Raw genomic sequence first — 12414 nt, 5'->3', positions numbered from 1 at the left:
ATCGGCGCGCTGGCCACCGCGGCCCGGACCCGACCGTTCTGGCTGCTGGCCGGAGGCTTCGCGATCTGCGGGGCGACCACGAACGGCCTGGTCGGTACCCACTTCGTGCCGGCCGCGCACGACCACGGCATGGCCCAGACCACGGCGGCCGGGTTGCTCGCTCTGGTGGGGGTCTTCGACATTGTCGGCACCATCGCCTCCGGCTGGCTCACCGACCGGGTGGACAGCCGGTTGCTGCTCGGCTTGTACTACGCGCTGCGCGGGTTGTCCCTGCTGGTGCTGCCGAGCCTCTTCTCCGGCACCGCCGAGCCGAGCATGCTCGTGTTCATCGTCTTCTACGGCCTGGACTGGGTGGCCACGGTGCCGCCGACGGTGGCGCTGTGCCGGGAGTATTTCGGTGGCGCCGGAGCTGTGGTGTTCGGCTGGGTGTTCGCCGCGCACCAACTGGGCGCGGCGGTCGCCGCCACCGGCGCGGGGCTGGTCCGGGACCGGCTGGGCGACTACGCGATGGCCTGGTACGTGGCGGGTGCGCTGTCGATCGGCGCCGCCGGGCTGTCGTTGCTGCTGCGCCGCCGACCGGGCCGACCGGTGCCGGAGGCCGTGTTGGTCGCCGCGACCGCGCCCAGGGCGTGGAGATTGCGGGGTTGAACCGCGCTGAACCTGACGGCCGCACGGGACGTGCGACGCGTCGGCCGGTCAGCTCACTGTCCACTGCTGGGCCGGCCGGCCGTCGCACTGTCGCTGCCGGATGTCGTCGCCCGCCTCGACGGCGTCGTCGTCGGCCTGGGCGCACCTGTTGCTGTGCGCGGCGATGAGCAGGACGGCGCTGGTGCCGGTCCCGCCGAACCGCCACTGCTGGTTGGCCCCACCGTGGCAGGGGAACTGCAGCAACCGCGCGCCGTCGTCCTGACTGCCACCCTCGACGTCGAGGCACTGCCCGTACGCGGCGTTGGTCAACGACAGCACGCCCGTGCCGGCCGGGCTGACCACCCACTGCTGCTCCGGGGTGCCGGTGCACACGGCCAACTCGGCCTTGGCCTCCTTACCGTCACCGTCGAGCCCCAGGCAGAGGCCCGAGGTGGCGCGCAGCACCCGGGGCCCGGTGGGCGGGGCGGCCGGAGTGTTTGCCGACGGGGTCGGTGACGGCTCGGCCGGTGCGGTCGGGCTCGGCTCGCCGGCCGGTTCGCTGGGCTGCGCCGCGCTGGACGGCGTACCGACCGACGCCGGCACCGACGGCTCGTCGTCACCGTCGAGCAGCCCGGTGGCGAAGACGACCCCCAGGAGTACGCCGACGGCCCCGACCGCCACCGCGACCCGCAGCAACGGATCGGCCAGTGGGCCGGAGCGAGGTGCCCGGTGACCGCCGTAGACGGTGCCGGCGGGGTCGGGGCGTTCCTCGGGCGCTGACATACGCGCCATCCTCACCCACGATGTCGCGCCGGAGCCAGCCCGGCGGTGCGGGGGTCGGCGAGGCTCAGCGGGTGGGCTGCTCGTCGGTGACGTCGGCCACCGTGGCGTCGAGGGCGGCGATCGCGGCGTCGGCGTCGATCGCGATGGCGAGACCCCGCTCGCCGGCGCCGAGGGTGATCTCGCGGCCGCGCAGTCGCTCGTCGGCGATCACCGGCCAGGCAGTGCTCGCGCCGAACGGGGTGATGGTGCCGCGTTCGTAGCCGGTGGCGGCCAGTGCGCCCGCCGCGTCCGGCATGGAGAGCCGGTGCACCCCGAGCAGGGCGCGCAGCTTGGGCCAGGAGATGACCCGGTCGCCGGGGGTGAGCACGAACAGGTGATCGTCTTCGCCGCGCCGGACCACAATTGTCTTGACCACGTCGGGGACGGTCACGCCCCGGGCGGCGGCTGCCTCCGCGAGGCTGCCGACGGCACCGTGGCTGACCAGCCGATACGGCAGTTGGGCGGCGTCCAGGGCGGTGATCGCTGGCGATGGCATGCCCGCCACGGTAGCCGTCGGGCCTGCCACCGGACGGGAAACTGCCACCGCCGACATCCCACGCTTTCCAAGAGGCGAGCGTAAGGTGATCACATGCGCGCTGAGCGTGTGGATCACCCCATTGACCATGATCAAGCGGTGGACACGCTGCGGCGGTCGTACGCCGCGGTGCCCACTGGCGAGCCTGTCCGGCTGGCCAAACGCACCTCCAACCTGTTCCGCCCCCGGTCCGCACCCCGGACTCCGGGGCTCGACGTGAGTGGCCTGAACGGCGTGCTGTCGGTCGACCCGGCCGGCCGCACCGCCGACGTCCAGGGCATGTGCACCTACGAGGACCTGGTCGACGCGACGCTGCCGCACGGGCTGATGCCGCTGGTGGTGCCGCAGTTGCGCACCATCACGCTGGGCGGCGCGGTGACCGGCCTCGGGATCGAGTCGACCTCGTTCCGCAACGGCCTGCCGCACGAGTCCGTCCAGGAGTTGGACGTGCTCACCGGCTCCGGCGAGATCGTCACCGCCCGACCCGACGGCGAGCACGCCGACCTGTTCACCGCGTTCCCCAACTCGCTGGGCAGCCTCGGGTACGCCACCCGGCTGCGCATCGAGCTGCAACCGGTCGGCCGGTACGTGGCGTTGCGCAACGTCCGGTTCACCCGACTGGAGGCGCTGACCGACGCGATCGCGGAGGTGACCGCCACCCGGTCCTGGGCCGGCGAACCGGTGGACGCGATGGACGGGGTGATGTTCAGCCCCGGCGAGTCGTACCTGGTCTTCGCCACGTTCACCGACGGGGCCGACCCGCCCAGCGACTACACCGGTCAGTCGATCTACTACCGGTCGCTGCGCGAGCGCACCCGCGACGTGCTCACCGCGTACGACTATCTGTGGCGCTGGGACACCGACTGGTTCTGGTGCTCGTCGGCGTTCGGCGCGCAGCACCCGGTCGTGCGCAGGCTCTGGCCGGCGCGTTACCGGCGCAGCGACTTCTACCACCGACTGGTCCGGTTGGAGCACCGCCACCAGGTGGCGGCCCGGATCGACCGGCTGCGCGGGCAACCGGCCCGGGAGCGGGTCGTGCAGGACGTGGAGATCCCGCTGGACCGTACGGCCGACTTCCTGCGCTGGTTCGCCGGCGCGGTGGGAATGAACCCGGTGTGGTTGTGTCCGTTGCGACTGCGTGAGCCGGCGGGGCCCGGTTCGGCGCGGTCCTGGCCGCTGTATCCGCTGCGGCCTGGGCAGGACTACGTCAACATCGGGTTCTGGGGGAGCGTGCCGATCGCGCCGGGCGCCGCCGACGGCGACGTCAACCGCACGATCGAACGCAGGGTGTCGGAGTCGGGCGGGCACAAGTCGCTCTACTCCGACGCGTACTACGACCGGGACGCCTTCGATCGCCTCTACGGCGGCGACACGTGGCGCGCGGTGAAAGACCGCTACGACCCGGACCACCGGCTGACGGGACTGTACGAAAAGGCGGTAGCACGAGCATGAGCCTGACCGACAGAGATCAGGGGGCGGCGAGCGTCCCCGCCACCCCACCGGCGGGGGGCCGGCAACCGGTTCCGACCGTCGCGGATGTCATCCGCGCGGTCACCTCGGGGCCGTTGCCGGTGCGGATCACCGGGTACGACGGCAGTTCCGTCGGCCCGTCCGACGCCGGCATCACCCTGGCGATCCAATCCGAGCGGGGTTTGTCCTATCTGCTCACCGCGCCCGGTGACCTGGGCATGGCCCGGGCCTACGTCAGTGGCGACCTGGCGTTGCAGGGTGTGCACCCGGGCGACCCGTACGAGGCGTTGCGGGTGCTCAAGGACGAGCTGCGGTTACGCCCACCGTCGCTTGCCGAGGGGTTGGCGCTGGTCCGTGGGCTGGGCTGGGAGCGGCTGATGCCGCCGCCGGCACCGCCGCAGGAGGCGCAGCCCCGCTGGAAGCGGGTGATGAACGGGATGCGGCACTCGCGGGTGCGGGACAGCACGGCCATCTCGCATCACTACGACGTGTCGAACGCCTTCTACGAGAAGGTGCTGGGCCCGTCGATGACGTACACCTGCGCGGTTTACCGGTCCCCTGACGACACGCTGGAGCAGGCCCAGGCGGCGAAGTACGACCTGGTCGCGGGCAAGCTGGCGCTGAAGCAGGGGATGCGGCTGCTGGATGTCGGGTGCGGCTGGGGTGGCATGGTGCGTCACGCGGCCCGCGAGTACGGCGTCAAGGCCCTCGGGGTGACCCTGTCGAAGGCGCAGGCGCAGTGGGCGCAGGCCGCGATCGAGCGGGAGGGGTTGACCGAGCTGGCGGAGGTGCGATACCTCGACTACCGGGACGCGCCGGCCGAGCAGTTTGACGCCATCTCCTCGATCGGGTTGACCGAGCACATCGGGGTGCGTAACTACCCGGCGTACTTCGGGGCGCTGCGCAGCCGGTTGCGGCAGGGTGGGCGACTGCTCAACCACTGCATCACCCGCGCTGACAACCGCGCGCCGCACCGCTCGGGAGCGTTCATCGACCGGTACGTCTTCCCGGACGGTGAGCTGGCCGGTCCGGGTCGACTGGTCAGTGAGGTGCACGACGCCGGGTTCGAGGTGCATCACGAGGAGAACCTGCGCCAGCACTACGCGCTGACGCTGGCCGCCTGGTGTCGCAACCTGGTCGAGCACTGGGACTTCTGCGTCTCGGAGGTGGGCGCGGGCACCGCCCGGGTGTGGGGGCTCTACATGGCCGGGTCGCGGATGGCGTTCGAGCGCAACGGCATTCAGCTGCACCAGGTGTTGGCCACCCACAACGGCCCGAACGGAGTGAGCGGCTACCCGCTGCGGCCGGACTGGTTGCCCTGATCACCTGCTGACCGTCGCCTGAGGCCGCGTCGAGAAAAGTCGGCGCGGCTTCTCGCGAAGCGATTGACAAAGAAGTTTTGTACGTACAAACTGATTTTGCCATGAGAGACGTCCTGTACCTGGAGCAGATCGAGCAGGCCGAAGTCCTGCTCAAGCCGCATCGCGTCGAGGTGCTGCGGCAACTGGCCGAGCCGCGCACCTGCACCGAGGTCGCGGCCCGACTCGACCAGACGCCACAGCGCGTCTACTACCACGTCAAGCAGCTCGTCGCGGTTGGCCTCGTCGAGCTGGTCAAGGAACGCAAGGTCCGCGGCATCACCGAAGGCATCTACCAGGCCGCCGCCCGTTCCTACTGGCTCTCCCCGCGACTCGTCGGCCGGATCGGCCTGCGCCGGGCCCGCGACGAACTGAGCCTGGGCTACCTGCTCGACCTGATGGAGGAGGTCCAGGCCGACATCGCCGGCCTGGACCGGGCGGCACCAGAGCTGCCCTCGATCGGGGTCTCCGGCGAGATCCGGGTGCCGGCCGAGCAGCGTCAGCAGTTCCTGCACGACCTGCAAACCGCGCTTCAAGACCTGTTCACCCGCTACGGCGGCAGCGAAGGAGATGCCTTCAAGCTGGCCGTCGCCTGCTATCCGAAAGGGAACGACAATGAGTGAGCCGATGAAGGTCAAGGCCCGTCTCTCCGCGCCCGTCGGGCGCGTCCGCCAGGCCCTGACCGACCCGGCCGAGCTGCGTCTCTGGCTGGCCGAGCACGCCGAGGTCGAGCTGCCCCGGCGGTACGAGTTCTGGGGTCGCTACACGCCCGAAGGCGACGCCCCGCACCAGCGGCTCCTGCACGCCGACGACGACACGCTGCGCTTCAGCTGGCTGCTCGACGGCGTGGAGACCACCACCGAGTTCCAGTTGACCGCCGAGGGCACCGACAGCACGGTGCTCACGCTGATCCAGAGTCACTTCGACTTCGCCGAGGCGATGAGCGGCTCCACCATCCGGGGCGTGCTCCAGACGTACTGGGCGCTGTCCATCGCCAACCTGGCCGCCCACCTGGAGGGCAGGCCACTGCTGCCCCGCACCGACTTCACCTCCGCCGACCTGCGGGGTGAGCTGGTCATCGCCGCCCCCGTCGACAAGGTGTGGGAGTCGCTGACCGACTCCGAGCAGGCCAGCGCCTGGTTCGGCTACCCGATCGGCATCGAGCCCTGGGTCGGCGGCCGGTACGCCATGGGCGGCTTCGAGACCGGTTACGCGGCCAAGGTCGTCGACCTGGAGCCCGGCCGCCGGATGTCCGTCGACTGGGGTCCGACCGGCGTGACGAGCTGGGAGCTGGCCGAGTCCGGTGGCCGGACCACGCTGACCTTCGTGCAGAGCGGCTTCGACGAGGCCAACCCGCCGTACGGGGCCTGGAGCGGGTCGGTTGCCGGGCTGTTCGAGTTGCGTCGCTTCCACGAGATGCCGAACTGGCAGCCGATCTGGCTCTCCGAGGAGATCCCCGGCCTGGAGCCCGCGCCGGCAGGCTGACAGCCGCACTGTGGTCGTGTCACCGTGATCGTCATGCGTTGATCGCCCGCCTTGATCGTGCTCGATCAGGGATGTAGTGGCCTCGTTCGCCCCGGAAGCCACTACATCCAGGATCGAGCACGATCTTGTACGTCCGTCGCCCGGCTTTCCCTGATCCGCTGCCGGGATCTGGTGACTTTTCGCGGTTGGGTGGGTACTGCCTGGCGATGTTCTTCATCTTTGGTCTGCGTACCAAGGTCGACCGGTCCGGTGTCGTGCAGCAGGTCTGCCGCCACTGCGGCAACCAGGCCGCGCAGGTGATCACCCGCCGCTCGACGAAATTCACCCTCTTCTTCATTCCCCTCATCCCGATCCGCACCCGGTACGCGCAGCAGTGCACGTTCTGCGGGGCGGAGTACGAGGTTGCCAGGTCCGACGCCGAGCGCCTTCCGGTCGGCTGATCCGACGATGGAACGCTTCCTCTGCTGGCTGATCGGTCGACAGGCGTCCTCGGTCGACGTGGCTGTGCACACCGTTGCCCGCCCGCCCTGCACCCCCGGTCGGCGTAGACGCCGCCGCGCACGCCGTCCGTTGGCCGGCACCGCCCTGCCCCGTTCACCCTGGAACCGATCTGCGGGCCGCTGACCGGAGGCCGGAGCCGCAGCGGGGTGAACGTTCGGCTCTGGCGGCGTTTCTGGGCGCTGGTTAGGCTTTCGGGGTTTGCCGTGGACCGGCGCCGCCGAGGGTGCACGCACGACGAAAGAGCCGGAGCGACCGTGTCCCGACAGGACGGACAGCAGGCTGCGGGGACGCTGAACCCCGCCGGTGCTTTCGTCGCGGCTGCTGTCATCCTGCTGGAAGCGGGCTGGCTGGTCGCCGCGTTGCCCGGTGCCGCGCTGGCCAGCGACATCGGCGCGATGCTCGTCGCCGGTTGGGCGACGTTCGCGTGCGTCGGGGTGGCCCGTCGGCATCCTGCGCCGCTGCGCCGGTTCTGGACGCTGCTCGCTCTCACCATGGGGCTGGCCGCGATCGGTCGGGCGATCTGGACGGCGCAGCGGCTCGTCGGCGGTGACCTGCCGCACACGCCGGTGGTCGGGGTGGTCTTCACCGCCGGCATCCTCACCGGCACTGCCGCGCTGCTCAGCTCGCCGTCGGCACCGAGGACCGCGGTGGGGCGGGCCCGTACGTTGCTGGACGGGGTGATTGTCGCCCTGGCCCTGGTGCCGATCGGTTGGGTGCTGGTCTTCCGTGGGGTCGCCGCCGCCGAGCTGGCCGACCCGGCGCGCACGCTGGGGCTGCTGTACCCGATGTTCGACCTGATGCAGCTCACCATCCTGGTCGCGGTGTCCGGGCCGGCCCGGCCGATGTGGCGGCCGATGACGATCCTCGCGGCGAGCCTCACCCTGCGGGTCGTCGCCGACGTCGTCTACGTGTCGCTGGTCGCCCGCGCCGACTACACCGCCGGTCACCCGATCGACCTGTGCTGGCCGTTGAGCTACCTGCTGATCGGCCTGGCCACCCGCAACCCGCCGCCACCGGACTGTGACGGCACCGACGACACCGCCGAGTCGCCGCTGCCGCCCTGGTGGCGGGTGGCGCTGCCGTACCTGCCGGTGGGTGGGGCGATCGTCGCGGTGGTGCTCGCCCGTCGGCCCACCGGGCAGACCCCGCAGCTGGTGTTCGTGACCATGATGGTGTTGCTGGCCGCCCTCGCCGTCCGGCAGGGGCTGGCGGCCAACGAGAACCTGCGGTTGGTGGCCCGGCTGCGCCGGCTCGCGTACGGCGACCAGCTCACCGGGCTGCCCAACCGGCTGTTGTTCAACCGGCGGCTGCGCCTGGCCCTGCGCGACGGGCGACCGGTGGCGGTGCTGCTGCTCGACCTGGACGGGTTCAAGCAGGTCAACGACCGGTTCGGGCATGCCACCGGTGACACCCTGCTGACCGGGCTGGCGGCCCGGATGCACACTGCCGTCGACGGTGACGGCACCATCGCCCGGCTCGGCGGTGACGAGTTCGCCGTGCTGGTCGACGGCGACCGGCCGGTGTCACCCGAACGGCTCGCCGAGCGGCTGCTGGACGCGCTGCGACCCTCCGACGACGAGGAGGGCGTCGGGGTGCACCCGTCGGCGAGCATCGGTATCGCCGAGTACGGCCCGCAGCACGCCTCCCACACCGACCTGCTGCGCGACGCCGACATAGCCATGTACGCGGCCAAGGCGGCCGGGAAGTCCGCGTACCGCACGTGCACGGCGGCGTTGCGCGAGTCGGCCGTCTCCCGCGCCGAGTTGATCGCCGACCTGCGCCGGGCTGTCGACGAGGACCAGCTGCACCTGGAGTTCCAACCCATCGTCGATCTGACCACCGGCGCGGTGCGCAGCGCCGAGGCGTTGGTGCGCTGGCGGCACCCCCGGCTGGGGATGTTGCCACCGGCGAGGTTCCTGCCGCTCGCCGAGGAGACCGGGCTGATCCTGCCGATCGACCGCTGGGTGATCCACGAGGCGTGCCGGGCAGCCGCGACCTGGCGGGGCCGGGTACCGGAGGCGACCGTCGCGGTGAACATCGCCGCCGCACACCTGCGTCGGCCGGACCTGATCGCCACGGTCACCGCGGCGACCAGCGCCGTCGGGCTGGCACCACGGGCGTTGACCCTGGAGTTGACCGAGTCGGCGCTGATCGACGGCACCGAGGCGGTGCTGGAGCGGCTGCACCAACTCCGGGAGTTGGGTATCCGGATCGCCATCGACGACTTCGGCACCGGCTACTCGTCGCTGAGCTACCTGCACCGCATCCCGGCCACTGAGCTGAAGATCGACAGGTCGTTCGTGGCCCGACTGGGCACCGACGACCGGGCGTACGCGACAGTGGAGATGGTCACCCGCCTGGCCGGCGCGTTCGACCTGGCGGTGGTCGCCGAGGGGGTGGAGACCGAGCGTCAGCACGAGGCGGTCACCGCGATCGGCTGCCCACGCGGCCAGGGCTATCTGTACGGCCGGCCGGACGCCCCCGCGATGGTGGGCCAGAATCGGAGTTGACTCTCACGTAGCGGCAGGCAGGAGCCTGGTTCCCGGAAGGGAGGGGGACCATGGCGTACACGGTGGGTCAGGTGGCGAAGGTGGCCGGCGTGACGGTGCGGACGCTGCACCACTACGACGAGATCGGGTTGCTCTCGCCCAGCGGGCGCACCTCGGCGGGTTACCGCCGCTACGACGACGCGGACCTGCAACGGCTGCAGCTCGTCCTGTACTACCGGGAGCTTGGTTTCCCGCTTGAGGAGATCACCGCGATCATCGACGACCCGGCGGCCGATCCGGCCGCGCACCTGCGCCGGCAGCACGAACTGCTGACGGTACGGCTCAAGCGGTTGCAGGAGATGGTCACGGCGATCGAGTTCGCGATGGAGGCGAGCAGGATGAACATCCAACTCACGCCGGAGGAGCGGTTCGAGGTCTTCGGTGACGTCGATCCGGAGGAACACCAGGCCGAGGCGGAGCAGCGCTGGGGTGACACCGACGCGTACCGGGAGTCGAACCGTCGGGCATCCCGCCACAGCAAGGACGACTGGCTGCGGATCAAGGCGGAGAACGAGGACTGGGGCCGGCGGATCGTCGCGCTGATGGCCTCGGGCGCCCCGGCGGACAGCCCGGAGGTGATGGACCTGGCCGAGGAGCACCGGCAGATCATCAGCCGCTGGTTCTACGAGTGCTCCTACGAGATGCAGACCGGGTTGGCCGACATGTACCTGGCCGACGAGCGGTTCACGGCGTACTACGAGAACATCGCCGTGGGGCTGGCCACCTATCTGCACGAGGCGATCCACGCCAACGCGATCAGCCGGGCGTGACGGGGTGCGGTCCGGGCCTGCTGTCGCATCGACCTCAGTGGATCGGAGTATTACAGCGAGAATTCGAACACGTCAACAAGTTCCGGAATCACTCCGGAACAGGGCAGGACAGCTCGTGGGGCATGCATGTGCCGTGGCCAGTTATGACTGCGCTGACGTTGATCTGCCGGGGAGTCGACCGACGCCAGCTACAGCGCTGGAGAGACGCTTGATCCGGAAATTCATCGGAAGTATCGGCGGCCGGCCACGGAGTTGCCGTCGTCCGAGGGCGATGAATTAGTAAAGACTGTGAACAGATGATGTTAGAGTCACTTGCGTCGATATCCGGCTCGGATCTCGGCCACTGGGGCCCGAGGAAGGAGCAACCACATGACAAGACTCCGCGCGCTGGTCGCGCTGGCGGCGCTGATCGTCGCCGGCGGACTGGTCGCGATCGTCCCGGCCACCGCCGCGTCGGCGGCGGCCTGCTCAGCGTCGTGGCAGGCCTCGGCCGTCTACTGGGGAGACGCGCAGGTCTCCCACAACGGCCGCAACTACCGGGCGAAATGGTGGACCCAGAACGAGGCCCCGCCGGGCACGACCGGCGTCTGGGAGGACCTCGGCGCCTGCGGAGGCGGCACCACGCCACCCACCGGGGGGACCTGCGCCTACCCGAACTGGGCCGCCGGGACGTGGTACGCCACCGGGGCGATCGTGCGGTACACCAACGGCCTCTACTACATCGCCGAGCACGACAATCCCGGGTACGACCCCGTTGTCAGCACCTGGTACTGGGAGCCGTACACCTGTGGTGGTCAACCACCGACCACCCCGCCGCCCACCAACCCGGGGGGCTTCGTGGTCACCGAGGCCCAGTTCAACCAGATGTTCCCGGGTCGCAACTCCTTCTACACCTACTCCGGTCTCGTCGCCGCGCTCAGCGCCTACCCGGCGTTCGCGAAGAGCGGCAGTGCCACCGTCCAGCGGCAGGAGGCCGCGGCCTTCCTGGCGAACGTCTACCACGAGACCGGCGGGCTCGTGCACATCGTCGAGCAGAACACCGCCAACTACCCGCACTACTGCGACCCCGGCCAGCCCTACGGGTGTCCCGCCGGGCAGGCCGCCTACTACGGGCGGGGGCCGATCCAGCTCAGTTGGAACTTCAACTACAACGCCGCGGGCAACGCGCTCAACCTGCCGCTGCTGACCAACCCGTGGCTGGTGCAGACCGACGCCGCGGTGGCCTGGAAGACCGGCATCTGGTACTGGATGACCCAGAACGGGCCGGGCACCATGACCGCCCACAATGCGATGGTCAACGGCGCCGGGTTCGGTCAGACCATCCGCAGCATCAACGGCTCGATCGAGTGCAACGGCGGAAACCCCGCCCAGGTGCAGAGCCGCGTCACCAGGTACCAGCAGTTCGTCGGCATCCTCGGCGTGTCCGCCGGAGCCAACCTCTACTGCTGATCCGTGCCCGGGCCTCGGCGTACGTCATCCGACGGCGTCGAGGCCCGGCACGTCGGCGGCCGGGCCCGGTGCGGGCGGCTGCCGTTTCGGCGCGGCCAACCCGTTGACACGGCCGTGTTGCGCCCGGAACTATCAGCGGCAGTCCACAGGCTCGACTCCCGTTGCTCACGAACTCTCATGACAACGATGTCAGGGCTCGGCCCACCACCCGCTCCACACTGCCCAGACGTTCGACGAACTCGACCCGGTTCGAGTCGAAAGGCTCCGTCCCTCATGTCGCACACCCCCCTTGCGCGTCCACTCTCGCGCCGCCTGATCGCGGCGACGGCAACAGCCCTGCTACCCCTGGGCCTGCTCGTCGCCACGCCCCCGGCGAACGCCGCCCCCACCCCCGCCACCCCCGGCAACTTCACCTCCTCGTTCGAGTCCGCCGACCCGCAGCCCGCCACCAGCACCGTCGAGGTCGGCCCCAGCGGAAAGCCCGTACAGGCCAACCTCAGTGGCAAGGTCGCCACCCTGCCGGGCAGCATGCTCGGTCAGGTCAGCGCCGTGACCGCGAGCGACGAGAACAAGCCGCGCGAGGTCGCCGCGAACCTCGCCGACGACGACCCGTCGACGAAGTGGCTCGTGTTCGCGTCCAGCGGCTGGGTGACCTACCAGCTGGCCACGCCAGCGACAGTGCGGCGTTACTCGCTGACCGCTGCCAACGACGCGCCGACCCGCGATCCGAAGGACTTCGTCGTCCAGGGGTCGACGCTCACACCGTGTACGTCTTGACGAGTTCGTCGATGTACTGCTTGCCGGAGAGCGGACCGCCGAAGGTCCAGATGCCGTTGGGCATCTTGTGC

At 70.3% G+C, this 12414-nt stretch carries 12 protein-coding genes; 10 read left to right on the top strand and 2 right to left on the bottom strand.

Annotated elements, in window-relative coordinates:
- A partial coding sequence (locus tag ABZ749_RS16755; protein WP_357228578.1) for an MFS transporter occupies positions 1–648 on the top strand: 648 nt, incomplete at its 5' end.
- A gap of 48 nt (positions 649–696) precedes the next feature.
- Here ABZ749_RS16755 and ABZ749_RS16750 read toward each other — a convergent pair.
- Together ABZ749_RS16750 and ABZ749_RS16745 are read right to left on the bottom strand one after the other, a co-directional pair.
- Positions 697–1410: an RICIN domain-containing protein gene (locus ABZ749_RS16750; RefSeq protein ID WP_357228575.1), complete on the bottom strand. Its 714-nt coding sequence runs from the start codon at positions 1408–1410 to the stop codon at positions 697–699.
- Between the two features lie 64 nt (positions 1411–1474).
- Positions 1475–1945 carry a YbaK/EbsC family protein gene (locus ABZ749_RS16745; protein WP_357228573.1) on the bottom strand — a complete coding sequence of 157 codons (471 nt, stop codon included), beginning with the start codon at positions 1943–1945 and terminating at the stop codon, positions 1475–1477.
- Positions 1946–2038: 93 nt separating this feature from the next.
- Between ABZ749_RS16745 and ABZ749_RS16740 the strand changes: the two genes are divergently transcribed.
- The 9 genes from ABZ749_RS16740 (at position 2039) to ABZ749_RS16700 (ending at position 12343) form a co-directional block, all read left to right on the top strand.
- The gene (locus tag ABZ749_RS16740) at positions 2039–3436 is read left to right on the top strand and encodes an FAD-binding oxidoreductase (protein ID WP_357228570.1); all 1398 of its coding nucleotides are present in this window, start codon (positions 2039–2041) and stop codon (positions 3434–3436) included.
- Positions 3433–4776 (top strand): class I SAM-dependent methyltransferase, encoded by a 1344-nt coding sequence (locus ABZ749_RS16735; RefSeq protein ID WP_357228567.1) that lies wholly within the window; start codon positions 3433–3435, stop codon positions 4774–4776. The genes ABZ749_RS16740 and ABZ749_RS16735 overlap by 4 nt, the downstream gene beginning before the upstream one ends.
- A gap of 101 nt (positions 4777–4877) precedes the next feature.
- Complete coding sequence (locus tag ABZ749_RS16730; protein WP_357228564.1) at positions 4878–5435, top strand: helix-turn-helix domain-containing protein; 558 nt, start codon at positions 4878–4880, stop codon at positions 5433–5435.
- Positions 5428–6297 carry an SRPBCC family protein gene (locus ABZ749_RS16725; protein WP_357228561.1) on the top strand — a complete coding sequence of 290 codons (870 nt, stop codon included), beginning with the start codon at positions 5428–5430 and terminating at the stop codon, positions 6295–6297. Before ABZ749_RS16730 ends, ABZ749_RS16725 begins: the two co-directional genes overlap by 8 nt.
- Positions 6298–6503: 206 nt before the next feature.
- Positions 6504–6737, top strand: a complete 234-nt coding sequence (locus ABZ749_RS16720) for a zinc-ribbon domain-containing protein (RefSeq protein WP_357228558.1) — start codon at positions 6504–6506, stop codon at positions 6735–6737.
- A 315-nt stretch (positions 6738–7052) separates the two neighbouring features.
- Positions 7053–9308, top strand: a complete 2256-nt coding sequence (locus ABZ749_RS16715; RefSeq protein ID WP_357228555.1) for a bifunctional diguanylate cyclase/phosphodiesterase — start codon at positions 7053–7055, stop codon at positions 9306–9308.
- A gap of 50 nt (positions 9309–9358) precedes the next feature.
- Positions 9359–10117 carry a MerR family transcriptional regulator gene (locus ABZ749_RS16710; protein WP_357228552.1) on the top strand — a complete coding sequence of 253 codons (759 nt, stop codon included), beginning with the start codon at positions 9359–9361 and terminating at the stop codon, positions 10115–10117.
- Positions 10118–10486: 369 nt separating this feature from the next.
- Positions 10487–11566 (top strand): glycoside hydrolase family 19 protein, encoded by a 1080-nt coding sequence (locus ABZ749_RS16705; protein ID WP_357228549.1) that lies wholly within the window; start codon positions 10487–10489, stop codon positions 11564–11566.
- Positions 11567–11839: 273 nt separating this feature from the next.
- On the top strand, positions 11840–12343 hold the full coding sequence (locus ABZ749_RS16700) for a discoidin domain-containing protein (protein WP_357228546.1): 504 nt from the start codon (positions 11840–11842) through the stop codon (positions 12341–12343).
- The last annotated feature ends 71 nt before the right edge of the window (positions 12344–12414 follow it).

It is taken from the genome of Micromonospora sp. NPDC047753, assembly GCF_040642735.1.
Lineage (GTDB): Bacteria > Actinomycetota > Actinomycetes > Mycobacteriales > Micromonosporaceae > Micromonospora.
The sequence above is the reverse complement of the archived record's forward strand: the minus strand, read 5'-3'. Positions and strand labels throughout refer to the sequence as shown.